This window comes from Scopulibacillus cellulosilyticus, assembly GCF_042665295.1.
GTDB classification, from domain to species: domain Bacteria; phylum Bacillota; class Bacilli; order Bacillales; family Sporolactobacillaceae; genus Scopulibacillus_A; species Scopulibacillus_A cellulosilyticus.
On record NZ_JBHTCO010000002.1, the window covers coordinates 244,962 to 271,238 of the forward strand.

At 39.7% G+C, this 26,277-nt stretch carries 21 protein-coding genes; 15 read left to right on the forward strand and 6 right to left on the reverse strand.

Going from position 1 to position 26,277, the window contains the following annotated elements; genetic code table 11:
* Positions 1 to 20 precede the first annotated feature (20 nt).
* The 3 genes from ACFQRG_RS02270 (at position 21) to ACFQRG_RS02280 (ending at position 2,570) form a co-directional block, all read left to right on the forward strand.
* Positions 21 to 473 carry a Dps family protein gene (locus tag ACFQRG_RS02270; RefSeq protein WP_380963184.1) on the forward strand — a complete coding sequence of 151 codons (453 nt, stop codon included), beginning with the start codon at positions 21 to 23 and terminating at the stop codon, positions 471 to 473.
* Positions 474 to 628: 155 nt separating this feature from the next.
* On the forward strand, positions 629 to 1,351 hold the full coding sequence (locus ACFQRG_RS02275; protein ID WP_380963186.1) for a FadR/GntR family transcriptional regulator: 723 nt from the start codon (positions 629 to 631) through the stop codon (positions 1,349 to 1,351).
* Complete coding sequence (locus ACFQRG_RS02280; RefSeq protein ID WP_380963188.1) at positions 1,341 to 2,570, forward strand: CynX/NimT family MFS transporter; 1,230 nt, start codon at positions 1,341 to 1,343, stop codon at positions 2,568 to 2,570. Before ACFQRG_RS02275 ends, ACFQRG_RS02280 begins: the two co-directional genes overlap by 11 nt.
* 86 nt (positions 2,571 to 2,656) lie before the next feature.
* Here the strand turns inward: ACFQRG_RS02280 and ACFQRG_RS02285 are convergent, their stop codons facing one another.
* A complete protein-coding gene (locus tag ACFQRG_RS02285) occupies positions 2,657 to 2,791 on the reverse strand; it encodes a hypothetical protein (protein ID WP_380963190.1) in 135 nt (44 codons plus the stop codon).
* 145 nt (positions 2,792 to 2,936) lie between these two features.
* On the opposite strand from ACFQRG_RS02285, the gene ACFQRG_RS02290 reads away from it, so the two are divergent.
* Positions 2,937 to 3,377: a GNAT family N-acetyltransferase gene (locus ACFQRG_RS02290; RefSeq protein WP_380963192.1), complete on the forward strand. Its 441-nt coding sequence runs from the start codon at positions 2,937 to 2,939 to the stop codon at positions 3,375 to 3,377.
* Positions 3,378 to 3,505: 128 nt separating this feature from the next.
* Here the strand turns inward: ACFQRG_RS02290 and ACFQRG_RS02295 are convergent, their stop codons facing one another.
* Entirely contained in the window at positions 3,506 to 4,105 is a 600-nt protein-coding gene (locus ACFQRG_RS02295; protein ID WP_380963194.1) for a nitroreductase family protein, read from the reverse strand.
* Between the two features lie 246 nt (positions 4,106 to 4,351).
* Between ACFQRG_RS02295 and ACFQRG_RS02300 the strand changes: the two genes are divergently transcribed.
* The gene (locus tag ACFQRG_RS02300; RefSeq protein WP_380963196.1) at positions 4,352 to 5,287 is read left to right on the forward strand and encodes an EamA family transporter; all 936 of its coding nucleotides are present in this window, start codon (positions 4,352 to 4,354) and stop codon (positions 5,285 to 5,287) included.
* A gap of 31 nt (positions 5,288 to 5,318) precedes the next feature.
* Positions 5,319 to 6,011 (forward strand): GntR family transcriptional regulator, encoded by a 693-nt coding sequence (locus ACFQRG_RS02305; RefSeq protein ID WP_380963198.1) that lies wholly within the window; start codon positions 5,319 to 5,321, stop codon positions 6,009 to 6,011.
* A gap of 123 nt (positions 6,012 to 6,134) precedes the next feature.
* On the opposite strand, the gene ACFQRG_RS02310 is transcribed toward ACFQRG_RS02305, so the two are convergent.
* Both ACFQRG_RS02310 and ACFQRG_RS02315 read right to left on the reverse strand, forming a co-directional pair.
* Positions 6,135 to 7,187, reverse strand: a complete 1,053-nt coding sequence (locus ACFQRG_RS02310; RefSeq protein WP_380963200.1) for an inorganic phosphate transporter — start codon at positions 7,185 to 7,187, stop codon at positions 6,135 to 6,137.
* 45 nt (positions 7,188 to 7,232) lie between these two features.
* On the reverse strand, positions 7,233 to 7,661 hold the full coding sequence (locus ACFQRG_RS02315; RefSeq protein ID WP_380963202.1) for an RrF2 family transcriptional regulator: 429 nt from the start codon (positions 7,659 to 7,661) through the stop codon (positions 7,233 to 7,235).
* Positions 7,662 to 7,956: 295 nt separating this feature from the next.
* Between ACFQRG_RS02315 and ACFQRG_RS02320 the strand changes: the two genes are divergently transcribed.
* The 5 genes from ACFQRG_RS02320 (at position 7,957) to ACFQRG_RS02340 (ending at position 11,635) form a co-directional block, all read left to right on the forward strand.
* Entirely contained in the window at positions 7,957 to 8,391 is a 435-nt protein-coding gene (locus ACFQRG_RS02320) for a peptidylprolyl isomerase (protein WP_380963204.1), read from the forward strand.
* A gap of 198 nt (positions 8,392 to 8,589) precedes the next feature.
* Positions 8,590 to 9,516 carry an ABC transporter ATP-binding protein gene (locus ACFQRG_RS02325; protein WP_380963206.1) on the forward strand — a complete coding sequence of 309 codons (927 nt, stop codon included), beginning with the start codon at positions 8,590 to 8,592 and terminating at the stop codon, positions 9,514 to 9,516.
* Positions 9,509 to 10,282 (forward strand): ABC transporter permease, encoded by a 774-nt coding sequence (locus ACFQRG_RS02330; RefSeq protein ID WP_380963208.1) that lies wholly within the window; start codon positions 9,509 to 9,511, stop codon positions 10,280 to 10,282. Before ACFQRG_RS02325 ends, ACFQRG_RS02330 begins: the two co-directional genes overlap by 8 nt.
* Before the next feature lie 47 nt (positions 10,283 to 10,329).
* Positions 10,330 to 10,617: a thiamine-binding protein gene (locus ACFQRG_RS02335; protein ID WP_380963210.1), complete on the forward strand. Its 288-nt coding sequence runs from the start codon at positions 10,330 to 10,332 to the stop codon at positions 10,615 to 10,617.
* Positions 10,618 to 10,798: 181 nt separating this feature from the next.
* On the forward strand, positions 10,799 to 11,635 hold the full coding sequence (locus ACFQRG_RS02340; protein ID WP_380963212.1) for a sulfurtransferase: 837 nt from the start codon (positions 10,799 to 10,801) through the stop codon (positions 11,633 to 11,635).
* Between the two features lie 196 nt (positions 11,636 to 11,831).
* Here ACFQRG_RS02340 and ACFQRG_RS02345 read toward each other — a convergent pair whose 3' ends face one another.
* Together ACFQRG_RS02345 and ACFQRG_RS02350 are read right to left on the reverse strand one after the other, a co-directional pair.
* Positions 11,832 to 12,032: a YbdD/YjiX family protein gene (locus ACFQRG_RS02345; protein ID WP_380963214.1), complete on the reverse strand. Its 201-nt coding sequence runs from the start codon at positions 12,030 to 12,032 to the stop codon at positions 11,832 to 11,834.
* A gap of 4 nt (positions 12,033 to 12,036) precedes the next feature.
* Positions 12,037 to 14,136 carry a carbon starvation CstA family protein gene (locus tag ACFQRG_RS02350; RefSeq protein WP_380963216.1) on the reverse strand — a complete coding sequence of 700 codons (2,100 nt, stop codon included), beginning with the start codon at positions 14,134 to 14,136 and terminating at the stop codon, positions 12,037 to 12,039.
* Positions 14,137 to 14,428: 292 nt separating this feature from the next.
* Here ACFQRG_RS02350 and addB point away from each other — a divergent pair, with 292 nt between their 5' ends.
* Genes addB through ACFQRG_RS02370 form a run of 4 tightly spaced genes read left to right on the forward strand, consistent with a single transcriptional unit; the run spans position 14,429 to position 26,249 of the window.
* Complete coding sequence (gene addB, locus ACFQRG_RS02355; protein WP_380963218.1) at positions 14,429 to 17,938, forward strand: helicase-exonuclease AddAB subunit AddB; 3,510 nt, start codon at positions 14,429 to 14,431, stop codon at positions 17,936 to 17,938.
* The gene (addA, locus tag ACFQRG_RS02360) at positions 17,925 to 21,665 is read left to right on the forward strand and encodes a helicase-exonuclease AddAB subunit AddA (protein WP_380963259.1); all 3,741 of its coding nucleotides are present in this window, start codon (positions 17,925 to 17,927) and stop codon (positions 21,663 to 21,665) included. Before addB ends, addA begins: the two co-directional genes overlap by 14 nt.
* Positions 21,662 to 22,864: an exonuclease SbcCD subunit D gene (locus tag ACFQRG_RS02365; RefSeq protein WP_380963220.1), complete on the forward strand. Its 1,203-nt coding sequence runs from the start codon at positions 21,662 to 21,664 to the stop codon at positions 22,862 to 22,864. Before addA ends, ACFQRG_RS02365 begins: the two co-directional genes overlap by 4 nt.
* Entirely contained in the window at positions 22,851 to 26,249 is a 3,399-nt protein-coding gene (locus ACFQRG_RS02370; protein WP_380963222.1) for an AAA family ATPase, read from the forward strand. Before ACFQRG_RS02365 ends, ACFQRG_RS02370 begins: the two co-directional genes overlap by 14 nt.
* The last annotated feature ends 28 nt before the right edge of the window (positions 26,250 to 26,277 follow it).

Here is a 26,277-nt window from a genome sequence, read left to right on the forward strand (position 1 = left end):
AAAAGGAAGGTTAGGTACCCATGCAAAATAACCAAAATTTGATTAATTTTTTAAACCAGGAGTTATCCAATTTTCATGTGATGTATGTTAAACTCCACCGCTATCATTGGTTCATTCAAGGGAAACATTTTTACGGTTTGCATAAGCTGTTTGAGGAACTGTATGAAGAGATGGCGGATGATTTGGATGAGCTTGCAGAAAGAATTCTTGCAATTGGCGGAAAGCCTCTGGCAACAATGGAAAAATATTTGAAAGAGGCTACATTAAAAGAAGCGACAGCAGATGACAAAGAAGAAGAAATGATGAAGCGGCTTCATGAGGACTATATCCAATTAATTAATGAAATTAAAGATACAGGCGTTAAGCTGGCTGAAGAGGAGAATGATCAGCCAACCGTTGATCTGTTAAATGAATTGCAAGGAAGATTTGAGAAGCATGTCTGGATGCTGCGGGCCTATATCGCCTATGAATAATAAAGAAAACCCTTTAAGCACAAATGATTAAAGTGCTTAAAGGGTTTTTTATATGAAATAATTAAACGTGAAAATGAATTGACGAATGATCGATTCTCTGATAGAATGAGAATCGTTTTCAATGTTCCAATCATCCGATGTTTGGAGGTTTATGTATGGCACTTAAAAAAGCAATGCGCTCATCGTTGGTTGATCAGGTGGTCAGTCAATTAGAGTCATTAATTGAGTCCGGAGGGTGGCCGGTTGGGGAAAAAATTCCGCCGGAACCAGAGCTGGTTGAACAGCTGGGAGTCAGCCGGAACACGATACGGGAAGCTGTCCGCGCTTTAATTCATACAGGAATGCTTGAAGCCCGCCAAGGCGACGGTACATATGTCCGTTCTCAGACAGATTTCGGAGCCGCAATGGAACGCCGTTTGCAAAAATCCAGTGTGCTGGAAACAATGGAAGTCCGCTATTGTTTAGAGCGGGAAGCGGCGCGATTAGCTTCTTTAAGGCGTACAGATGAAGATATTAAGAATCTGCGCGAAAGTTTGGCAAAGAGAGATTATTTCTTTAAACAAAGCGATAACCCTGAGGAACATGTTAAGGCAGATATAGATTTACACAATACTGTTTTTGAGGCAACTCATAACAGTGTCCTTATAGATCTTTATAAACATATGTCTCAGTCGCTGCAAAACTCTATCAGCAGCACGATGGACGGTGATGATCATTTGTCTGAAGAAAATTTCAAAGCTCATCATAAACTTGTGGAGGCTATTATTAAACAAGATCCGGAAGCTGCAGAAGAAGCAGTTCGTATCCATATAGAGACGGCATCACAAGTGGCATTACAAAAAGAAACCAGGGAGAAGGGAACGAAAAATGGAAAATAATAATCATACAAAGGAAACACCGTCATTTCAGCGTAAGCATTTTATATGGCTTATATTCGGGGTCATACTTCTTGCAGCTAACTTGCGCCCTGCATTAACCTCAGTAGGACCATTGGTCAGCAGCATTCGTGATGATTTGCATCTATCCAATAGCGTGGCCGGCCTGATTACAACATTGCCGCTTATTGCCTTTGCCATTATGTCGCCGCTCGCTCCGAAACTGGGGCGTAAGCTTGGGAATGAATTAACACTGTTTATAGCTCTTATCGCATTAATTATTGGTATATTCATCCGTTCATCCTCAACAAGCGTCCCGTTATTTATTGGTACTGCAATCCTCGGTTTAGCTATTGCAATATGTAATGTGTTAATACCCGGGCTGATTAAACATAAATTTTCAAAAAAAGTTGGCCTTATGACAGGGATATATTCCTCGTCAATGGGCATCTTCGCAGCTTTGGCATCGGGGATCAGTATACCACTTTCGCACGGTTTAGGATTAGGCTGGAAAGGATCGCTTTATTGCTGGGCTGTTTTAGCAGCCATCGCCGCTGTTATATGGATTCCCCAGTTGAGGAATCATGATAAATTGAGTAAGGCAAAAGGGGAAGGTATAGAAGTTGGAGGACTTTGGCGTTCACCGCTTGCTTGGCAAGTGACACTGTACATGGGTTTACAATCTATGGGTTTTTATGTCACTGTCGCTTGGCTGCCGCTTATTCTTCAAGATAGGGGACTTAGTGTTTCAGCAGCTGGATGGATGCTTTCATTATTACAATTCATTAGCCTGCCCGCTAACTTTTTAATTCCGGTTATTGCCGACCGTGTTTCAAATCAAAAATGGCTTGCCGTTATGACTGGTTTCTTTTATATTGCCGGATTTGCAGGATTAATGGTTAACTCAACATCATTAGTTATCTTGTCAGTTATTTTTCTCGGTCTTGGCCAAGGCTCGGCAATTAGTCTGGCCCTTTCGTTATTTGGATTGCGTACAAAGAATGCCCATCAGGCAGCAGAACTTTCCGGTATGGCTCAATCCTTCGGTTATCTTCTGGCAGCAATTGGACCCATTTTGTTTGGATTTCTTCGGGACTTAACACACACTTGGCTGACTCCTTTAACATTTATCATTATAACAAGTGTTATCATGCTGATTACAGGATATGGCGCCGGCCGCAACAAATACGTTATTCCCGATAAAGAAAAAGACGTCGCTTAATTCGGGGGTCTGACCCTGTGAACGTGTGGATAATGTGAATAATGTGGATAAATAATTGAAAACCCTCTAACTGGAGGGTTTTTTCCTTATTGGGGACGCTTGGTCATGCGCTTTGCCATTTCATCTTGATTCATATCGATTATTTTATTCCGAACTTTATCGGGAATATGATTAACCTTATCTGCTGGAACTTTGTTTTGATTCGCTTTTTGTTTGTTCAAATATCCCACTCCTTCCTTAAGGATATTTTTTGAATAAAAGCGATAAATCATTCCAGGAAGCGACAAAATATTAAATTGAATAAAAAGTTAATACACACTATTTTTATGATATGATTTTGAAAAAAAGTGATTGTAGGTGGATCGTTTGGTAGAAGTTAAACTCATTAGTGCTGAAGAAACTTATGAAATAAGGCATAAGGTTTTACGGCCTAATCAAAACATTGAATCTTGCAAGTTTCCGTCAGACAACATTGAAGGATCTTTTGATCTTGGTGCCTTTTTTGAGAACAAATTAGTAAGCATTGCATCCTTTTATCCGGAAAAAAATGAAAATGTGGAAGGGAAGGTGCAATATCGGTTAAGGGGGATGGCAACACTTGACGAATATAGGAATCTTAAAGCGGGAAGTGCTTTGATTAAGTATGGTGAAAAAGTATTAAAGGAAAGGCAAGTTGATGCTTGGTGGTGCAATGCAAGAGTTACCGCCAGCGGATATTATAAAAAACTTGGATTATCGGTAAAAGGTGATGTGTTTGATATACCGGGCATAGGACCGCATAAGCTGATGTATAAACATTTGTCTTAAAAATTTTAATTAAACGGTGTAAGGAAAAGTAAGGCCTTTATATTAGAATTGGAATGCTGCGCTTAAACAAATTTCAACGGATATAAACTGGAAGCATGCGAATGATCCGCATGCTTCTTTTCCATTGATTATTTAAATACTTTTATACGATCTTCCAGCGGTTGGAATTGTTTTTCGCCAGCTTCCATTGTCGGCTTGCCAAACGGCATTTGTGCAACCAGATTCCAGCTTTCCGGAATGTTCCATTCTCTTTTCACTTCATCATCAATAAGCGGATTATAGTGCTGTAAGGAGGCGCCGTAACCCTCAGCTTCTAAAGATGTCCAAACAACGAGTTGAAGCATACCGGAAGCATGATGGGACCAAATTGGGAAGTTATCTTTATAACTTGCAAAATCTCTTTGCAATTGTTCGATAACCTGGCTGTCTTCAAAGAATAAAACGGTACCATAGCCGCTTTGGAAAGCATTAAGTTTTTGTTCGGTTGCAGCATATTGTTCTTCGCTCACGATTTTCTTTAAAGTGTTTTTCGTGATATCCCATAATTTATCATGTTGCTCGCCAAGCAGCACAACAGCGCGGCTGCTTTGAGAGTTAAAAGCTGATGGGCTGTATTTGACTGCATGATTAATAATTTCTTGGATTCTTTCGTCTGATGCGACAGGTTCCTTACTAATCCCATAAATAGACCGTCTATCTTTAAGTGCTGAGTAAAAATCTTTAACCATAATTGAATACCTCCAAATAGTTTTTATTTAAAAATCTTTAAATGATAAATCTCTAATTCGAGATAATTGTAAAAGAAATATAGCTGCGATGTCAATAGTTGCGATTAATGTTGCTAAATTGGCAATATTCGGTTCATGCAAGCCTTTAAATTTTAAAAAAATAATGGTTTGAAAAGTATAGTTTTTCATGTATACTATATGCAATATATCGCATATTCAAAAGAGGATTTGCTTAGAAAGAGGGATATGATTATGAACCGCTTGAAAGGATTTCTTATGGTCATTGCCGGGGCAGGGTTATGGGGTCTGTCCGGAACAGCGGCCCAATATTTGTTTCAAAAAGACAATATTTCAATGGAATGGCTAGTTACAATAAGGCTTGTTATATCTGGCTTGCTTCTTATTATTATGGCAACATTGAAAGGAGATAAGAGGGTATGGCGTATATGGAGGGATAAAAGCTCAATCATTAAAATACTTATTTTTGGTATTTTAGGGATGCTGGGTGTTCAGTATACTTATTTTGCATCTATAGATGCTGGTAACGCGCCAATAGCTACTCTGTTACAATATTTAGGACCTGTATTTATCGCATTATATATTTTATTTAGATATAAAACGATCCCAACGTTAAGAGAAATAATATCAATTATTTTAGCGCTTTTAGGCACTTATTTTTTATTAACAAATGGCTCAGTTCATTCATTAACCGTATCTGGTAAAGCGGTGTTTTGGGGTGTTCTATCAGGAGTAGCGTTAGCCTTTTACACATTATATCCGGGCGAATTGCTCAAAAAATGGGGTTCATTCACTGTTATCGGATGGGGCATGCTGATTGGCGGGATAGGCATGAGTTTGAAAAATCCGCCATGGCAAATTCATCAATTCCATGCATCTCTCACAAGTTTATTATTAATTGGTTTTGTTGTCTTATTTGGTACGCTCATAGCCTTTTATCTTTACTTAGAAAGCTTAAAATATATTTCGCCAAAGGAAACAAGCCTTCTGGGATGTATGGAGCCGCTGTCATCAGTCATTTCATCAGTGATTTTCATACACGTCCCATTTGGTCTTTATCAAACCTTTGGTACAATATGTATTATTGCGATGGTTGTGGTTTCATCGAAAAAGTCTAAGAAAAAAAACCAACCATTAATATTGGATGAAAAAAAGACAGGTTGAAAATTAAGGATAAAATCATGAGGTGTTATGTATGCCTATACCTGAAAATATTAAAAAGCCGATTAGACAATCCGCAAAGACGATCGCCCTTAACCAATTACAAAAATGGATAACAGAAGGTGTTCTGCAATCGGGCGAAAAAATAAGCGATGCCGACTTATCGCAAGCTTTAGGCGTCAGCCGCACGCCGGTACGTGAGGCGCTGCAAATATTAGAAATGCAAGGTTTTGTTGAAATGCAGCCGGGGAAAGAAACAAGAATCACAGCTATTGACAGAGAAGATATCCCTAACATTTACCAGACTTTGGCTGCTTTAGATGAAACGGCGGTAAATGCAGCGATTGAAAAGGTGACAGAAGAGGATATTATAAGTTTGATAGATATTAATAAAAATTTTGCTTACGCTATAACTGAAAAAGATTCCTTGAATGCTTCAAAATTAGATGAAAAGTTCCATAAGAAAATCATAGAGATATCAGGAAATCATTATATTGATTCCTTTACGGACACATTATATATGCATGCCGCGAGGGTAAGATTTGTATATTTTAAATCGTATGTTCCGGCAAGTATTTCCGTTAAAGAGCATGAAAAGATCATTGAGGCTCTTAAAGCTAAAGACAAACAGGCAGCGGCAAAAATAATTCGTGAAAATTGGCTTCGTCCTATGGAAGAAATAATAAAGAACCTCAACGGAAAAGAAGAGAGCAGCCCAAAAAACTAAGCTGTTGGGACGCTCTCTTCCGGCACCTGATTTTAATGCGTTAACGTGTTTATCATAAACGGATACTTTGTAGTAAAAATAGGAACAGCCCGCCATTTATGGTCGGGCTCTTTATCTCTTTCTTCAACTTTTAATTTTTTTTCGCTTCATAATACTCATGTAGCCGACAGGCATGATAAAGGCAGACAATATGGCAATCAATACATAAATATCATTCATAATAAACAGTTGAACCAAGATGTACGAAATGATTAAAGCGGATGTTGGCGAAATCACCCATACTTTTAGAATTCGCTTTACAATTTCACTCTTGGTCAATTTCAAATCATTATCTGCCTTTCCAATACCGAATATTGCCATTGTAGTAGCTTGAACTAATGGCACTGGTAAACCAAAAATTGACGCGATAATAACCAGCGTTCCACTTGTTAAAGAGACCATGGATCCTCTTAAAAGTGATAGTTTAGTAATCTTTTTACCGTTAGTTTCCAAAACCTTTCCACCCAAAGCAACAGCGCCAAGTGCAACGAACAAGCCTCCGACAATGACGGCAATGTTTGAACTGATTAATCCTGCCCCGACCAATGGACCAACCGCATTCGCTACATTATTCATACCGGCAGCAAAGGCTTCATAGCAGCCAGCACCAATCAAGAAAACAATCAAAGCTGTTCGAATAAGCGGCTTTTTAGAGAGAAAGTGAAATTTTGGACGCATTTTGCGGAGAATTTTACCGATGACATAAGCGATAAGGAAAGCTATAAAAGGTAAAACAAGCCATACAGTAACGATAAATAAAACTTTACCTGCAAAAAGGGAATGGTAGGCTATACCTACCCCAACAACCGAACCGATCGTCACTTCACTGGTTGACAGAGGGATACCTAAGAGATTAGCAAAAAACAAGGTCATACAGGCAGATGCTAAAATAATAACGACAATTGGAACGCTGAGAAGACTGGAAGCAATGATTCCCCCGCCGATAGTTTTAACAACGGCTCCTCCCCCCAAGACAGCTCCCAGCATGGCAGCAATCCCGACAAGCACCATAGCAATCCAACGTTTTTTTATGGCTCCCCCGCCATAAGCCGTTCCCATTGCGGCTGCTGCACCGCTAGCGCCAATATTCATCGCAAAGAAGAAGGAAATAGCAAAGGCGATTATCAATAAAAACATAGTATCAACTCCTAAATTTGAATAATTTTTATCCTATTATTCTTGTTACTCGTCAACAATGGACGGTATTTTCCCTTTCAATAGATGTTCTAATGTCGTTTTATCAAGCAAGCGGGCGATCGTATCACGAACCAAAGCCCATAAAGGTTTTAACAAGCAATGCCCTTCAAGCGGACAAGGTTCGTAAGAAGTGACGCTGACACAGCTCATTGGCGCCAAAGGGCCTTCCAGCTGACGGATGACCTCCCCAATAACAATTTGATCCGGGGACTTTGCCAGTGTATATCCACCGTTTTTACCGCGTTTACTTTTTACATAACCCAACATTTTCAACTTAAGCAGAATTTGTTCTAAATAATCTGTTTGAACAAGTGTCCTTTCCGATATATCAGCGATTTGTAAGATCTGTCCATTCTCCAACCCCAATACAATCAAAGCACGTAATGCATATTCCCCGCGGCTTGAAATTTTCATGATGATTCCTCCTAAGATGGCGAATTGTTGATTAACTTGAGTAACTTAGTCAACAAATAACAGTAAAATAATATATGTAAGAAAAGGGGAAAATTCTTAGACGGCTATCATGAGCTAAAAACCAAAATAATGATTAATTAAGAAAGCAAAAGGGGGCTTTTTTGGCGCGCCATCATCCAAAAAATAAATGGAGAAAAATTAGCTTTAAAAGATTTGAGAAAGTATTTTTTGCCTGATGACCGGCAGTATAGTAAAATAAAATAATCTGATGAATACTTTTTAGGAGGAGTTTCACATGAAAAAAGGCTCCATTACAATGGAAAATGGTGAAAAAATTCTTATTGAATTTTATCCTGAGGAAGCGCCAAATACAGTCGCTAACTTTGAAAAACTTGCAAACGAAGGTTTTTACAACGGTTTGACCTTCCATCGTGTCATTCCTGGTTTCGTTTCTCAAGGAGGATGTCCTAGAGGCACTGGTACAGGTGATGCCGGCTACACAATTAAGTGCGAGACAGAAGGCAACCCGCACAAACATCAGCAAGGCGCTTTGTCTATGGCTCATGCAGGCAAAGATACAGGCAGCTGTCAATTCTTTATTGTACATGAACCTCAGCCGCATCTTGATGGTGTACATACTGTGTTTGGACAAGTAACAGAAGGTATGGATACAGTTCTTAAAATGAAAAACGGCGATGTCATGTCTGAAGTAAAAGTTTGGGAAGAATAAAAGTCCAATATCGTTATAAACGCTTCTGCAAAACTGCAGAAGCGTTTTGCCGTTTACACAGCCTTGCTTGCTCAGTTTGGAGTAAAAGCGGTTAAATGCTCTATTCATTAAAAAGGTATAGACAAGCTCACCTTTTCTATATAACATAGCAATCAGTACATGGAAAATTTAGATAACATTAGGTTAGGTGATAGGCATATGGGTTCTAAATATGCGCTGCAGCTGCAAAATTTAACGAAAAAAATTGGAAGAACGACAATCATTGATGATATCACATTAAATATTCCCAAAGGAGAAGTATTTGGTCTATTAGGTCCCAATGGTTCAGGAAAAACAACGATGATTCGTATGATGGCAGGATTAATGAAAATAACAAAAGGCGAAATATTTATCCACGGCATAAATATAAAAAAAGATTTTGAAGGTGCTATCAAACATGTAGGTGCTATCGTTGAAAATCCGGAACTTTATAAATTCCTCACAGGTTATCAAAATCTGCAGCATTATGCGCGAATGGTACCTGGCATTTCTGAAGAACGGATTAAGGAAGCAGCTTCTTTAGTTAAACTTGATCAGAGAATCTATGATAAAGTAGACACTTATTCTTTGGGTATGCGCCAACGCTTAGGAGTAGCGCAAGCGCTTCTTCATCGCCCTTCTGTACTTATTCTTGATGAACCGACAAACGGCTTAGATCCGGCAGGGATTCGCGAGCTGCGTGATTATCTGCGTCATTTGACAGATACAGAGGGCACGACCGTCGTTGTTTCGAGTCATATGCTATTAGAAATGGAATTACTATGTGACCGTCTTGCTATCATACGAAATGGCAGATTACTGGATGAAGGGCATATCAAAGATTTGATACATAGCGATGACCAAGTCCCGGTTCGTTTTAATGTTGATGACAAAAGCCGGATTCATGACATTCTTAGTCAAGTAAACAGTAAAGCTAAATATAAACAAATCATGGATGGTTTTGAAATCACGTTATCAAAAGAAGAAATCGCGGTGGTAAATGCCGCGCTTGTTGCAAATGGCATCAAAGTCTATGGCATTAACCCTGTGACAAAAACATTGGAAGATTCCTTTTTGCAAATTACCGGAGATGGTGAAGATGAGTAGATTTTATGGATTAATACAAAACGAAATGATTAAAATCTTTCAGCGTACGAGAACCTGGGTGCTCATTGCGGCTTTAGTGTTTTGCGACCTTGTTTTTGCGATAGTGATGAAGAAATTTACCCATGGAACAGGTATGGTCTATAATGTTTGGGATTTTTGTTCTGACAGCACTAACTTGCTTATCGGTGTAAATATTTGCGGACTCGTCATTGCCGGGGATATTGTCGCCAGCGAGTTTGCATGGGGTACGATCAAACTGCTTTTGATTCGTCCTATTAAAAGATATAAAATACTGCTCTCAAAATATGTTACTGTCTTGCTGTTTACCGTTTTTCTATTGCTTCTTTTATATGTTTTTTCATTAATTTTTGGTGCAATATTCTTCGGTTTCAGTCATACCCTGGAAAGTATTTATACATTGGCAGGCACTTTCTTAACTTATAGTAATCAGTCTATTAATATTTTAATAAGTTTAACATTTGCTTTTATGCTTTCAACAGCATTTAGAAGCAGTTCACTTTCGATCAGCCTGTCTATTATGATTGTCTTTTTATCTAAGACAGTTGTTGAAGCTTTAAGCTATTCCAAAATAACCTGGGGAAAATATATCGTTTTTTCTAATACAGACTTTAGTCAATTTACAAAAGGGGAACCTTTATTTACAGGAATGACACCGGGATTTTCTATTACTGTCCTCCTTATTTATTACCTTGCCTTTCTTTTTATTTCTTGGCTCGTTTTCACAAAACGGGATGTTGCAGTCTAAGAAGATGCTATAATGAAATAACTAACTTTTTTAATGGGGGAATGGCAATGTCAACAACAAATATTGGTTTTCAAGTTTTGCCGATTGTACCGGATGGCAATGTTTATGATGTTATTGATAAAGCGATCGAAGTTGTTCAAAAGTCAGGCGTTAAATATGAAGTCGGCGCGTTGGAGACGGTTATGGAGGGTGAATTTGATACCTTAATTGATATTGTAAAAAGAGCGCAATTGGCATGTATCGAAGCGGGAGCTTCCGAGGTAGCAGTCAACATCAAAGTCCATTACAATCCAAACGGTGTCTCTATGGAAGGAAAGACAAAAAAGTTTCGTTAAATATTATCTTATTGGAAAAAGTCCTAAATGGTTTAGGGCTTTTTCCTATTAATACAGCCTAAAGATTATTTTATAATTCCTATAATTTCGAATGTTTAATTGGCAAAATTATTCTTAACAAAAAAGCAGGAAAAGAACATGTAAAAGAAGAAATGTTGAAGATGAATGGGGTGAGAAAAAGATGAAAACAATTATCAGCATGGATTGGGTAAGAGAACATTTAAATGATGACAACGTTGTGATTGTTGACTGCAGATTTTATTTGCAGGATCCAAACAAAGGGTATCATGAATATAAGGCTTCCCATATTAAAGGGGCTGTATATTTTGACCTGGAAAGGGATCTGTCCGGTCCTGTCAGTAAGCATGGCGGACGGCATCCGCTTCCGGATATCAAACAGTTAGCTTTTAAATTAGGTGACGTTGGCATCGATCATAACAAAACAGTTGTTGCTTACGATAACGAAAATGGCTCTATAGCGGCAGCCCGTTTCTGGTGGCTCTTAAAATACATGGGGCATGATAATGCATTTGTCATGGATGAGAGCTATTCTGCATGGGTTGAAAAAGGTTATCCGACCGAGGATAAGAAGTCTTTTAATACGTCGACACAATTCATACCGCGTGTTAATGAAGAGATGCTCGTCAGGCAAAGCGAAGTTCAAGATCAAATGAAAAATCCCGATGGCAGAGCTTTAATCGATGCGCGTGCTGAAGACCGTTATTTAGGAAAATCAGAACCGCTAGACAAAAAAGCCGGCCATATTCCAAGTGCAGAAAATTGGTTTTGGAAAGATAATATAGCCGCAGACGGTAAATGGAAATCAAATGAAGAACTAAAAGAGAGGTTTGCACCCCTGAAAGATAAAAAGTCGATTACCGTTTACTGCGGTTCAGGTGTAACAGCCTGCGTAAATATATTAGCTCTAAATGCTGCGGGTATAACAAATGTTAAGCTTTATCCGGGAAGCTGGAGTGACTGGGTTTCATACAGTGAGAATCCGATAGAATCTAAATAAATTGTAAGCGTTTTATTAAGGCGTCCAAACTCATGTTTGGGTGCCTTAGTTTTATATTTTTACAAAGGTGGGAATTGTAGGATAGAACAAAGGGGAATGAGAAGAAATGAGTTGATAAAATTAAAAATAGAAAAGATGAGCACACTATCATGCTCACCTTTTCAGCGAAAGTGCAACCTGCACTTTTATTTGACTATCAACATCGTGTTGCCGAGGCGCCGTATTTATCATTTAAATAGTTTTTGAAAAATTCCTTTTCGGTTGGCGGTGTCACTTCTGGATGATGGGTTTTTAAATGTTCTACGTATGCTTCATAATCGGGTAAGTTAGAAACGCCTTTACCGATATTACGCAATATACACGCGCCTTTTTTAATGTTATTAAATAAATGACCCATAATGTTACACCTCATTAAGCTGGGTTTGGATAAACGGTTCCTCTGTTGTTATTATTTGTTTTTTGCTAATTAATACTTTATACCATATCCGTAATGCATCAATTAAAACCCCAATAATCAGAAGCATGAACAAAGCTGTTAATACAGCATTCAATTCATTATTGAAAATCACCTGTTTGGCTGCTGATGCTGTTGGAATATTAGCCGGCAAGTGGCCGCTTTCAAGTGCTTGCTTAGTGACACTTGCCTGTTTTAAGAAACCGACGCTTGGCACTTTGGAAAAAATCTTTTGCCATCCGGCAGCAAATGTAACAAGCATTAACCAAATTAATGGGATGACCGTCACCCAACAGAACTTAGCTTTGCCTTTTTTAATAATAACTGTCGTCGCGACAATTAAGGCGATCACCGAAAGCATCTGATTTGTGATACCGAATAATGGCCATAAGGTATTGATTCCCCCAAGCGGATCGGTTACGCCGACGACAAGGAAGTATCCCCAGCAAATTACAACAATCGCGCTCGTTATTAACCCGGCAGGAAGCCAATCTGTCCGGCCAATGGGTTTCCATACATGTCCAAGCAAATCTTGGAGCATAAACCGTCCCACTCTTGTGCCCGCATCAATGGTCGTTAAAATAAAGACCGCTTCGAACAATATAGCAAAATGATACCAAAAAGCCATTAATACATGTCCGCCGATGATTTTTGAGAAAATATGAGACATACCGACGGCCAGTGACGGTGCGCCGCCTGTCCGGGACAATATTGATTGTTCATCAACATTATGAGCGATTTGGCTGATGTCAGCCGCAGATACCGAAAAGCCCCACGACGAGATAGTTTGGGCAGCTGTATGAACATCGGTGCCAATTGCTGCTGCCGGTGAATTAATGGCAAAATAAATCCCTGGAGATAAAAGAGTAGCAGCTATCATAGCCATAATTGCTACAAAAGATTCTGTAAGCATACCGGCATACCCAATCATTGGCGCATGCGTTTCCCGGGCAATCATTTTCGGTGACGTTCCTGATGAAATCAAAGCGTGGAAGCCGGAAACTGCACCGCAAGCAATGGTAATAAATAAGAATGGGAAGAGGTTCCCTGAAAATACCGGTCCAGATCCATCAACAAATTTAGTAAGCGCCGGCATTTGAATTTGCGGCAATACAATGATTATGCCAATGGCTAAGAGTCCAATGACGCCAACTTTGAGAAACGTACTTAAATAATCACGCGGTGCAAGCAAAAGCCATACAGGTAAAACAGATGCAAGAAAGCCATAAATAATCATCATAAATGCAATCGTTTTGCCGCTGAAAGTAAATAATGGAGCCAGTGCAGAAGAATCAGCCACCCATTGTCCGCCAAAAAGGGCAAGAATTAATAAGACAAATCCGATAATCGATGCTTCTCCAACGCGGCCGGGACGAATAAATCGCATATAAATGCCCATAAACAAAGCAATTGGAATTGTCATAGCGATGGTGAACGTCCCCCATGGACTGCCTTTTAAGGCATTAACAACAACCATAGCTAAAACAGCAATTAAAATAACCATAATTGCAAAAATTCCGATAAGCGCAAGAAAACCGCCGACTGGTCCGATTTCTTCTTTTGCAATTTCACCCAGCGATTTTCCTTTACGTCTCATAGAAATGATAAGGATAACAAAATCTTGAACAGCTCCTCCAAGTACCGCGCCGGCAATAATCCATATTGTTCCGGGCAGATACCCCATTTGTGCCGCAAGCGTCGGTCCGACAAGCGGTCCGGCTCCGGCAATCGCCGCAAAATGATGGCCGTATAAGACCCATTTATTTGTTGGAACAAAGTCTTTCCCATCACTGTACCGCTCTGCAGGAGTGGCGTTATTCTTGTTAAGGCCAAAGACTTTATTAGAGATAAATCGGGAATAGAAACGATAGGCAAACGCATACGTACACAGTGAAGCGACAACAAACCATACTGCATTAATCTGTTCGTGACGGGATAAAGCAATAACGGATAAGCTGATGCCGCCGGCTAAAGCAACAATGATCCAAATGATGACTTTTAACCCCGTATTTCCTTTCTTTAAAGGTACATTTGGTTGTGTCTCCAATTAGAATCCCCCTTTTTAATCACACTTTCTTAACTTAAATAGTTCATAATTTCTACAAAATTATACACATAAATATTGAAATTATCAATAAATATTCAACTTTTGAAAATTAATCACTTTATAGTTTAAGAGTTAAGTCGAAATGCGAATACACATTCTTATTTTGTGCTATAATGTTAACAACACTTTGGAAAGGTTCTTCATAGTTAGCAATTCCTGTGACTGTTCCCGGCTTAAAAAAGATGAGATAATATAAGAATGATATTTTCACTGAACGGAGGTTTTACCAGGTATGTCTTTACGATTTATACTCGGGCGGGCGGGTACCGGCAAAACGAAATATTGTTTCGAAGAAGTCAGAAATGTATTGCGTCAAACGCCTGACGGTCCGCCTCTTATATATATTGTTCCTGACCAAATGACATTTGAAACAGAATATGAAATAGCAAAAACGCCGGATCTCAAAGGCATGACCCGTTTTAATGTCTACAGTTTTTCACGATTAGCTTTGCGGGTGCTCCAGCAGGCAGGCGGGATAACGAGGTACCACTTAAATCGTTCGGGTATGATGATGGTAATACGCAAGATTATTGAACATCATAAAGACGAACTCCGTGTTTTTCAGAAGGCATCGGAGCAGAAAGGCTTTTATGATGTTTTACATACGACGATCACGGAATTTAAGCAGTATTGTTTGACGCCAGGAGATTTATATCGAAAGTATGAAAGACTGGAAGAAGCGGCAGGAGAATCCGGTGAAAAACTTTTAAAAGATAAGCTCTATGATATGCAGTTTATTTATACTCAATTAGAAAATGCTTTATTGAACAAATATGTTGATTCAGAGGATTATCTTAAGCTGTTTATTGAAAAGGCGGATCAAACAACATTTTTCCAAGATGCCGAAGTTTGGATAGATGGTTTTGATAGTTTTACGCCCCGCGAGATAGAGGCTCTCGTTATGCTTATGAAGCAAGCAAAACATGTGACTGTTACATTAACTGTTGATAGAGCTTATGATGATATTCATCCTGGAGAGCTTTCATTATTTAGAAAGACTGCGCAAACTTACCGGCAAATCAGGCAATCGGCAACGGATCATTCAATTAATATCCAAGAACCTGTGCTTTTGAATGAATCGATAAGGTTTAATGAACCGGCACTTAACCACCTGGAAAAATACTATGAAAGGCGGCCCGCAGCAGAAGCATATTCCGGACAGGCTATATGTTTGTCTGAAGCTGTCAATCGCAGAGAGGAAATTGAACAGGCAGCCAGAGACGTGCTTCGTTTAGTCAGGGACGAGGGATTAAGGTATCGTGATATAGCCGTGCTCGTTCGTGATTTATCTATATATCATGAATTAACTGAGACGATTTTTAAGGATTATCAGATCCCTGTTTTTATCGATCAGAAACGGCCGATGAGACATCATTCATTAATCGAATTTATTCGTTCAGCGATAGATGTTATTCAGCAAAATTGGCGCTATGAGCCTGTTTTTCGCTGTATAAAAACCGATCTGATTTTTCCTTTTGATGCGGATCTTCACCAAATGAGGGAACAAATGGATGGACTGGAAAACTATTGTATATCCTACGGTATTTATGGCGGGGCATGGAAACAAAATAAGCCGTGGCAGTATCGGCAATACCGCGGGTTAAGAGAAAAAGAAACGAAACAAACTGATGAGGAGCTGGATTACCAAAAGGAAATTAATAGGCTTCGGGAACTGATAAGGGAACCCCTATTAGAATTTGAATCTGACATGAAAGCCGCTAAGACTATTCTTGATAAGTGTACGGTTTTATATGAATTTCTTTTAGGTCTGTCTGTTCCGGAAAAAATTGAGCGTTTAAGAAATCAAGCTGAAGCAAGCGGCAGACTTGACGAAGCAAGAGAACATGACCAAGTATGGGGCGCTTTGATGGATTGTTTAGATCAATTTGTTGAGGCAGCCGGTTCTGAAGAAATGTCTTTAGAAATATTTGCTAAAGTATTGGACACTGGTCTGGATTCGCTTCACTTCTCTTTAGTGCCGCCTGCGCTTGACCAAGTTTTAGTAGGAAGCATTGACAGAACCCGTCTGTCTAATACAAAAGCGGTATTTATTCTGGGTGCCAATGAAGGGATATTACCAGCTAAGCCTGATGAGGATCATGTGTTTTCTGATGAAGATCGCCAGTTGCTAGAAGACTATGGTATTCATCTGGCTGAAGGGACACGTTCACAAATTCTCGATGAAGAATTTCTGATATATCGCGCGATGACAAGTGCCAGCGACAAGTTATTTATTTCCTATCCGCTGGCGGCGGAGGACGGGCAATCCTTGATGGCGTCACCGCTTATTGGCAGATTGAAGTCAATTTTTCCTGATATTAACGTGAGGTTTATTCCTGCTGAACCGCATGAGGTCATTGAAGAAAAACAATTAAACTTTGTGACAACACCAGGCAAAACGATAGGCAGGCTCGCTTCACAAATTCGCCAGTGGGACAAAGGCTATCCAGTTGCTGATCTTTGGTGGGATGTATATAATTGGTATACAGAGAGCGATCAATGGTCAAGAAAAAGCAGAAATATACTCAGCAGCTTATTTTATCAAAATCAAGAAAGGCTTAACCCGGATACTGCCAAATCACTATTTGGGACGACAATCCGGGCAAGTGTTTCGAGAATGGAGCTGTTTAATGCTTGTCCGTTTGCACAATTTGCATCTTATGGATTGCGCCTCAAAGAACGGGAAGTATACCGGTTGGAAGCGCCTGATATCGGAGAATTGTTCCACTCGGCTATTAAACTCATGACAGAAGCCTTAATGAAAGATAAAAGGTCATGGGCGGATGTCTCCGTAAGTGAATGTGAAGAGATGGCGTTTAACACTGTTAACCGGCTGGCGCCAAAATTGCAGCGTGAGATTCTATTAAGCTCGCATCGCCATCAATATTTACAGCATAAGCTTGAGCAAGTCATTATCCGTGCGGCAAAAGTCATGAGGCAGCATGCTATGGTGAGCGGCTTTTCTCCGGTAGGATTGGAGCTTCCGTTTGGTCCAAAACAACCGATTCCGCCATTAACTTTTGAACTGCCAAACGGTTGCAGAATGGAACTGGCCGGAAGGATTGACCGTGTCGACAAGGGTGAGGGAAACACAGGCATGTTGCTTAGAATTATTGATTATAAATCAAGCGCTAAGGATCTTAGTTTAACAGATATTTATTTTGGTTTAGCCTTACAAATGATTACCTATTTAGATGTTATCTTAACCTTCGCAAAGGATTGGCTAGGTGCTGAGGCAACGCCGGCGGGTGTCCTTTATTTTCATGTGCATAATCCGATGCTTAATGAAACGAAGAAGCTGACTGAGAGTGATTTAGAATATGAATTGATGAAACAATTTAAAATGAGAGGGCTTATTTTAGCTGATGAAGAGGTCGCTAAATTAATGGATCAAAGCATGGCCTCTAAATCAGATATATTGCCTGTGTCTTTAAAGAAAGACGGCGGATTTATGAAATATTCATCAGTTGCCGATGATGAGTCTTTTCAAACATTAAGGCGATATGTCCGGCAAGTCATTATTGCTGCCGGGACGAGCATTACGGAAGGAAATATTCGTATATCTCCGTACAAACTCAAGGACAAAACCCCTTGCCAATACTGTTCATTTAAATCGGTTTGTCAGTTTGATCAATCACAAAATGATAACAATTACCGGCAGTTGAGAAAAGAAAATGATGAAGATATTTTAAGAAAAATGATAGCGGATGGAGGTGCGGATAGTGGAAATGCAAAAGAGTAAGCCGGCAAATAGCCAGTGGACCGATGAACAATGGCAGGCGATTACAGAAAAAGGAAAAGATATATTAGTAGCGGCAGCGGCGGGTTCCGGTAAGACAGCCGTTCTTGTTGAAAGGATTATAAGTAAAATTACTGATCCAGATCACCCAATCGATGTTGACCGCTTATTAATTGTTACCTTTACTAATGCGGCAGCTGCTGAAATGAGGTCCAGAATTGGGAAAGCTTTGGAAAAAGCATTGAGTGAAAATCCTGGTTCGTTATTTTTAAGGAGACAACTATCCCTGTTAAATAAAGCTTCTATTATGACCTGTCATGCTTTTTGTTTATCAGTTGTTAAACGCTACTATTATCTGCTTGACCTTGATCCGTCATTTAGAATTATTGATACAACTGAAGGTGAATTGCTCCGGGAAGAGGTTATGGAGGATTTGTTTGAGGATTTTTACAGCTCAGAGGATAATCAGTTATTCTATGGACTGGTTGATCGTTATTCAAATGACCGAAATGATATATATTTACAAAATTTAATCCAAAAAATTTACGATTTTTCCGGAAGCCATTCATGGCCTGAGCAATGGTTAGATGACATATCCCAAGCTTATCATGTTGAAGATTTGACAAGCATTGACGAACTTAAGTGGACTGAAGGGGTTAAAGCGGCCCTTAAGCAACAATTAATGAGTTTATTAAGTATTTTAAAACAGGCTGAAACGCTCGCAAATGAACCCGGCGGACCGGTGCCTTATTTAGATAATATTGAACAAGATAAAGCAATGATTGAAAAGTTAATCTATACGTGTGATCAAACTTGGGAGGATTGTTATCAGGCATTTTCTAATATAAAATTTACAAAATTAAAGGCCGTTAAGGGCGATGATTATATAGAAGCTTTGAAGAAACAAGTAAAAGATTTAAGAGATTCAGTGAAAAAGCAAGTAACCAAAATTCAAGACGAATGGTTTAAGCGTACTCCGGATTCCTATTTACAAGATCTAAAAGAAATGGCGCCTTATGTTGATCAGCTGATTGATTTAGTTAAAGAGTTTTCAATACGATACCGGAAAGCAAAATTAGAAAAAGGCGTTGTTGATTTTTCTGATCTGGAGCATTATTGTCTGGATATTCTTCGGGATCGTGCCGCGGTTCCAGGTCAAGAATTGCCTTCTTCAGTAGCTGAACAATACCGCGCGCAATTTGAAGAAGTCTTAGTTGATGAATATCAAGATACAAACCTTGTGCAGGAAACGATTCTCCAGCTTGTCAGCCGTGATCAGGCGCTTGGCGGAAACTTGTTTATGGTTGGTGATGTCAAACAGAGTATTTATCGGTTCCGGTTAGCGGAGCCCGGCTTGTTTCTAACCAAATATAAGCAATTTGGACACGTTGATAGTGAAACAGGCTGTAAGATTGACTTGGCCAAAAACTTCAGAAGCCGGCAAGAGATAATTGATGGAACGAACTATCTCTTTAAGCAAATTATGGACGAAGAAGTTGGTGAAATTGACTATGATGAACAAGCCGAACTCAAGCTTGGTGCATCTTATCCTGAAGCATCGCATCCAGCTGAACTATTGATCATTAACCGGAAAAATAATAATGCAGATGAGGAAACTGATGAAGCTGAGGATTTTCAAGCGGCTGAACTGGAGGCCCATCAAATTGCAAAGAAAATAAAAGAATTAATAGGAACAAATCCGGATGAAGCTTTTCAAGTTTTCGATAAGGATTTAAAGCGTAACCGGCCGATACAATATCGTGATATTGTCATTTTACTCCGCGCTGCACAAAGCTTAGCACCGACAATGATTGATATTTTAAAGCAACAAGGCATTCCTGCCCATGCTGAATTATCAACAGGTTACTTCGATGCTGTTGAGGTTTCCGTGATGATGTCTCTGTTGAATGTCATTGATAATCCGTATCAGGACATTCCTTTGGCTGCTGTCCTTAGGTCACCTATTGTCGGCCTTTCCGGTAACGATCTTGCACAAATTCGTCTCAAACAAGATAAGGTACCATTTTATGAAGCATTAAAGGCTTATATAAGCGACAATAATAATTCTTTGGCAAATAAGCTTATATACTTCACAGAACAGTTACAGTCATGGCGAAGCCGGGCGCGTTCCGGCGCATTAGCGGATCTTATTTGGCAAATTTATCGTGAGACGGGTTACTATGATTATGTTGTTGGACTGGCAGGCGGCAATCAAAGACAAGCCAATCTGAAAGCTTTGTATGACCGTGCCCGCCAGTACGAAAAAACATCGTTCCGCGGTTTATTTAGATTTCTAAGGTTTATCGAACGAATGCGGGATCGCGGCAGTGATTTGGGGGCGGCAAGAGCACTTAGCGAACAGGAAGATGTCGTCCGGATTATGACGATTCATAAAAGTAAGGGTCTGGAGTACCCCGTTGTTTTTGTCGGCGGTTTAAATAAACAATTTAATCAAATGGACCTTCGTCAAAAGGCGCTGCTCCATAAAGGATTAGGCTTTGGAACGAGAAATATTGATCCGGAGAAAAGAATCAGTTTGCCAACCATGCCGTTTTTAGCAATTAAACAAAAAATGGCAGAAGAAATGTTAGCTGAAGAAATGCGTGTGCTGTATGTTGCTTTAACACGGGCGAAAGAAAAACTTTACCTTATTGGTACAATCAATGATGCCGAAAAAACGATCAAAAAGTGGGCGGCGTATGTTCAGAAAAAATCATGGCTTTTACCGGCATTTGACCGAAGTAAAGGAAAAACGTTTCTTGATTGGATCGGCCCGGCTGTTATTCGCCATTGCCAAGCAGATACGCTGCATGAAATCGCCGGGGAACAACCTGATAAAACAACTGTTTCTCTTGACAGCTCATCATGGGTAACTAAAGTAGTACCATCAAACGAATTGTTGCCGGAAGAAAACCCTTCTGAAGAAAAGGATAAGAAATGGCTGCAAATCAAGCAATGGCAGCCAGTTCAAACAAACGGGGAATATATTGATAAAATTAGTCGCCGGTTGACTTGGAATTATTCTTACAATAAAGCGACAAGCTTTATGGCCAAACAAACAGTGACGGAAATTAAAAGGCAGCAGGATTATTTTAATGATGGATTCGACGAAGCAATGATAAGGCAATTCCGGCAGCCGATCGGCGACCGCCCGCGTTTTTTGCAAAAAGGGCAGCTATCGGCAACAGAAAAGGGAACGGCTATGCATATGATGATGCAGCATGTCGATATTTCCCGAGAAATATCAATCGATTCATTAAAAGAACAAGGGGCAGCTTGTCTTGCCAATGAATTGATGACGCCTGAACAAGAAAACAGCTTAGACTATGAAGCAATATTAGCATTTTTTAAATCTTCGATAGGGCAGCGGATGATAAACGCTCCGAGAGTAGTCAGAGAATGTCCATTTAGTTTAGTTCTTGACAGCAATGAAACGTACCCAGATTGGCAAAATGATGATAATGAAAAAATTCTCGTTCAAGGCGTTATTGACTGTTTGATTGAAGATCATGACGGCCTTGCCCTTATTGATTATAAAACGGATCAGGTAGCCGAGCGTTATCCCTCGATAGAAGAGGCGGAAAAGCAGATGATACTTCGATACGAAAAACAGATGGTACTTTATAAAACGGCAATTGAAAGGATTTGGAAACGAAAGGTACAAACGGTCGGTTTATGGTCATTTGATATCGGACGGTTTATTGAAATAAGGAAGGAGGAGAAAGTGTGAGATTACTGCATACAGCAGATTGGCATTTGGGCAGAACTTTAGAAGGACGGTCCCGTCATTCTGAGCAAGAAGCTGTTATGGACGAAATATGCCAGATTGCCGAAGAAGAGCATATTGATGCGGTTATTATGGCGGGGGATGCTTTTGATACGGTTAACCCGCCGGCGGCCTCAGAAACTTTATTTTATGAAACGGTTCACCGCTTATCAAATAATGGTCATCGGCCGATCGTCGTTATCTCCGGCAACCATGACAACCCGGAACGATTACAGGCATCTGCACCGATTGCAAATGTTCAGGCAATCACTTTGATTGGCAAACCGATTGCACAACCATTGCGCATCCCTGTCCCCGCAGCCGGTTCTGACATGATTGTCAGTGCAGTTCCTTATCCGTCAGAATCCAGATTAAATGAAGTTCTGAGTGTAATGAATGAGGAAAAAGATATACAATTGGCTTACGAACAACGTCTGGCGAGAGTTTTTTCAGAGCATGCCAAGTCTTTTAGAAAAGACACTGTTAATATTATGATGAGTCACCTGTTTATTGCCGGCAGCAGGGAATCGGATTCAGAGCGGCCTATTCAAGTAGGCGGCGCTTATACCGTTTCACCGCAATCTTTGCCGAAAGAAGCTCAATATATTGCGCTTGGACACTTGCATCGGCCGCAAACGATTCACCAAGCATCTGCACCAACAAGGTATTCCGGTTCACCGCTCGCTTACAGTTTTTCAGAAGCTAACCAGCCTAAGTCGGTAACCGTTATTGATGTAGAGCCCAGCAAAACGGCTTCTGTAAAAGAGATTTATTTATCTGCGGGGAGGCCGCTTGTTAAATGGCAGGCGAAGCACGGTTTGAATGAAGTCCATCAATGGCTTGAAGAGGGCAGGGATTCTCATGCATGGATAGACCTGGAGATTCATTTAAACGGATCATTATCTATTCAAGAAATTCAACAGCTGAGAAAGCAGCATCAAGGGATTATTCATATTAAGCCTGTTTATCAATTAGAAGAAGAAAAGACAAAAAAACAAGTTGCAGATATGCCGATAGATGAATTATTTACCCGCTTTTACGAGCAGCAAACAAACGGTGCTCAGCCGGAAGATGACCTTATTAAGCTGTTTTTAAATTTAATCAATGAAGATGACAATAAAGATACTGTGGAACAGGAGGCGGCTCTTCATGCGTCCTATTAAACTTTCTGTCTCAGGTTTGCACAGCTTTCGCGACCAGCAAACGGTAGAATTTGATAAGCTTTGCGAAGCTGGAGTTTTTGGGATATTTGGGCCGACCGGCAGCGGCAAATCTTCACTTCTTGACGCTATGACCCTTGCGCTTTACGGAAAAGTCGAAAGGGCAAAGAAAAATACACAAGGGATTATGAATCATGCAGAAAACCAGTTATCTGTAGCTTTTACATTTGAGCTGTCAGGTGAAAGGACAAAACGATATTGTGTAGAAAGAAGTTATAAACGATCAAAAGATGGCAGTATGAAAATCGGCAGCTCCCGTTTGTTGAAAATAAATGATATAGAAACAGAAGTTTTAGCAGACAAAGAGCGGGATGTCACCCAAGGAATTCAAGATATTTTAGGTTTAACGCATGAAGACTTTACCCGGGCCGTTGTGTTGCCTCAAGGAAAATTTGCCGAATTCTTGACTTTAAAAGGCGCCGATCGCCGGAAAATGCTGCAGCGCCTTTTTCATTTAGAAAAATACGGCGATGAACTGAATGATAAAATCAAAGTTCACATGCAAGAAGAAAACCAACGCATCAAAGAGATAGCAGCCGAACAACAAGGGCTTGGCGATGCTTCAAAAGAAAAGCTGGAAGACATAAAAAAACAGTTCACGGAAATGACTGAGACTGTTGACCATACTAAGGACGAATTAAGCAAAAACGAAAAGCAGTTTGAACAAGTCAAGCAACGATGGCAATGGCAGCTTGAGCTTGAAGAAAATCAAAAGCATTATCAAAAATTAATAGAAAAGCAACCGGAAATTCACGGCAGGAAAAACCGCCTCGCACAGTCAGAGGCTGCAGAAAAAATCATGCCAGCCATGAAAGAATGGCAAGGTGCAAAGAAACATTATGATGAAACGTCACTAACGTTGAAAGAGGCGAAAAGCCGATACGAACAAGCAAAAGAAAAAGAAGAAAAATGCCAAATCTCTTATGAAAAAGCTAAGCAGCATAGAAATGAAAGAGAGCCTGTTTTGTTAAAACAGCGTTCCAAGTGGGAGCAATCAAGAGAGATTCAAAAGGAACTCTTCACGCAACAAAACCAGCTTAATCAAAAGAAACAGATTGAACAAACATTAGCTTTAAAGATTGGAGAAAAGGAGAAAGTTCTTAAAGAACAGCAAATAGACTATCAAAAAGTTGGTCAGGATCTTAAAAACATTCAAGAAAAACTGCAATCGGCAAAAGTCTCTTCTGAATACAGAGAAACGGTTTCAAAGGCCATGGCTGATAAGCAAAACATCAGCGCTTTGCATCAACAATTGTTAGAGTGGCGAGAGGATTGGAAAAAAAACCGCTCAGGTCTTCTTAAGAAAAAGAATGATTTAGAAAAGGCAAATGAAAAACATAAAGCTGTTCTTAAATATCTAGAGTCGTTGACGAAGAAACATGATAATATTTATCATCAGGCAGCTGAATATGAAAGTCAGGCGCATATGACAAAGCGGTTTCTGGAACAAGAAGAGGTTAGAATTGAAAATCAGTTGAAAGCTGCATATAAGCAAAAACTTTCCTTACAGATTTCTCAAGACCTTAAAGACGGTAAACCTTGCCCGGTTTGCGGTTCCACTCATCATCCAAACCCGATACAGAACGGGAGTTACCTTGAAGAAAGTGACCTGGAGTCAAAACGTACGCATTGCCGTCAAGATATTCAAGAACTGCAAAAACAGATTAATGAAATTGAGACATTAAAAATGAGGTTAGAAAGCCAATCTTCAAGATTGGCTGAATACGCGGATGACATCTCTTTGCCTGATTTACCAATCAACTATAAGGAAATATCTGATCCCCTTCAGTTCAATCATCAAGATATCCAAGCTATTGCCAGCCAAATCAAGGCGGTCAAGCAAGATGTTTTGGCACTAAGTGAAGAAACAGATAAAAAAATAAATGAGGCACAAACATCGGGGCAACAGTTATCATCAATTCAAACTGAAATCGATTTTTATCAAAAACATCAACTCGATATAGAAAAAAAGGCAGAGAAATTGAAAGAAATGATTCAATCGAAGAAAGATCGTTGGGAAAAAGTATATGCTGATCTGTCTTATGAAGATGCTGCAAGTGAATTAGAAAAGATACAGCAAAAGGATAAGTTGACTGAACAGTTTTCAAAGAAATACGATCAGTTTTTAAAAGCGAAAGATGATATCAATAAACAAATTGATGAACTGCGGGAGAGTATCAGTTCTCTGCAATCTCAGAAGACTGAAAACAGCAGCATGATACAGCTGTTAACCCAATCGGTCGAGACTCAAAAGCAAAAACTTAAAGCGTTGGGAACAGAAGAAGATCTGGCGATAGATCAATGCCTTAAAGAGCTTGAAAAAGAATTGAACCAGCTTAAGAGTCAAGAGGAATCTGCTTATAACGAGTGGCAAAAAGTACAAACGTTACGGTTTTCAGCGGAAAAGGATTATTCGAATGCTGAAAATAACTATAAATATGCGACAGAACGGCTGGAAAAAGCAAAAATAGATTGGGATAACGCTCTTATAAAAACGAATTTTACCGATGAAGAGGCGGTAAAAGCAGCACATTTGGAAGATGAAGAGAAGGCTAAGATAGAAAAAGAGATCCAAGATTATGATACAGAACTGAGCCAAGTCACTAATGATATTCAAAAGTTAAAAGATCGTGTCGGTGACGATTCGTTAACTGAAGAACAGTTTAATGAGATTGAAAAACGTTTACTGCAGTTAAAGGATGAATATGAGCGTTTGCTTGAAAGAAAAGCAAGCCTGTATCAAGAGCTTACAACTATAAAAGGAAATCATGAACGCTACAAAATACTGGAAAAGGAAAAAGAGGGTCACTGGCAAAAAGCTAATCAGCTGCAAAAACTTCAGCAAGTTTTTCGCGGCAACAGTTTTGTGGAATTTGTTGCTGAAGAGCAATTGAATCAAGTCTGTTTTGATGCTTCAAAAAGGCTTGGCGATTTAACAAGACAGCGTTATGCTCTTGAAGTAGACACATCATTAGGATTCGTTATTAGAGATGATGCGAATGGCGGCATTAGACGGCCGGTGTCTACGCTCTCTGGAGGAGAAACATTTTTAACCTCTTTAGCCCTCGCACTGTCATTATCCGCGCAAATTCAATTACGCGGTGATGTTCCGCTGCAGTTTTTCTTTTTAGATGAAGGTTTTGGCACACTTGATCAAGAATTACTTGATACGGTTATCACATCACTTGAAAAACTTCATATGAATCAATTATCTATTGGTGTCATCAGCCATGTCCCGGAATTAAGGGCACGTTTATCGAGAAAGTTATATGTTGAGCCTGCGGAACCATCCGGAAAAGGCAGCAGGGTGCACCTGGAAACTTTATAAAAGGATAAAATTTGGATAATGATTAAGG

Coding starts and splice junctions, on each gene's coding strand:
- ACFQRG_RS02270 (WP_380963184.1), top strand. CDS start 21: ATGCAAAATAACCAAAATTTGATTAATTTTTTAAACCAGGAGTTATCC.
- ACFQRG_RS02275 (WP_380963186.1), top strand. CDS start 629: ATGGCACTTAAAAAAGCAATGCGCTCATCGTTGGTTGATCAGGTGGTC.
- ACFQRG_RS02280 (WP_380963188.1), top strand. CDS start 1,341: ATGGAAAATAATAATCATACAAAGGAAACACCGTCATTTCAGCGTAAG.
- ACFQRG_RS02295 (WP_380963194.1), bottom strand. CDS start 4,105: ATGGTTAAAGATTTTTACTCAGCACTTAAAGATAGACGGTCTATTTAT.
- ACFQRG_RS02300 (WP_380963196.1), top strand. CDS start 4,352: ATGATTATGAACCGCTTGAAAGGATTTCTTATGGTCATTGCCGGGGCA.
- ACFQRG_RS02305 (WP_380963198.1), top strand. CDS start 5,319: ATGCCTATACCTGAAAATATTAAAAAGCCGATTAGACAATCCGCAAAG.
- ACFQRG_RS02310 (WP_380963200.1), bottom strand. CDS start 7,187: ATGTTTTTATTGATAATCGCCTTTGCTATTTCCTTCTTCTTTGCGATG.
- ACFQRG_RS02315 (WP_380963202.1), bottom strand. CDS start 7,661: ATGAAAATTTCAAGCCGCGGGGAATATGCATTACGTGCTTTGATTGTA.
- ACFQRG_RS02320 (WP_380963204.1), top strand. CDS start 7,957: ATGAAAAAAGGCTCCATTACAATGGAAAATGGTGAAAAAATTCTTATT.
- ACFQRG_RS02325 (WP_380963206.1), top strand. CDS start 8,590: ATGGGTTCTAAATATGCGCTGCAGCTGCAAAATTTAACGAAAAAAATT.
- ACFQRG_RS02330 (WP_380963208.1), top strand. CDS start 9,509: ATGAGTAGATTTTATGGATTAATACAAAACGAAATGATTAAAATCTTT.
- ACFQRG_RS02335 (WP_380963210.1), top strand. CDS start 10,330: ATGTCAACAACAAATATTGGTTTTCAAGTTTTGCCGATTGTACCGGAT.
- ACFQRG_RS02340 (WP_380963212.1), top strand. CDS start 10,799: ATGAAAACAATTATCAGCATGGATTGGGTAAGAGAACATTTAAATGAT.
- ACFQRG_RS02345 (WP_380963214.1), bottom strand. CDS start 12,032: ATGGGTCATTTATTTAATAACATTAAAAAAGGCGCGTGTATATTGCGT.
- addB (WP_380963218.1), top strand. CDS start 14,429: ATGTCTTTACGATTTATACTCGGGCGGGCGGGTACCGGCAAAACGAAA.
- addA (WP_380963259.1), top strand. CDS start 17,925: ATGCAAAAGAGTAAGCCGGCAAATAGCCAGTGGACCGATGAACAATGG.
- ACFQRG_RS02370 (WP_380963222.1), top strand. CDS start 22,851: ATGCGTCCTATTAAACTTTCTGTCTCAGGTTTGCACAGCTTTCGCGAC.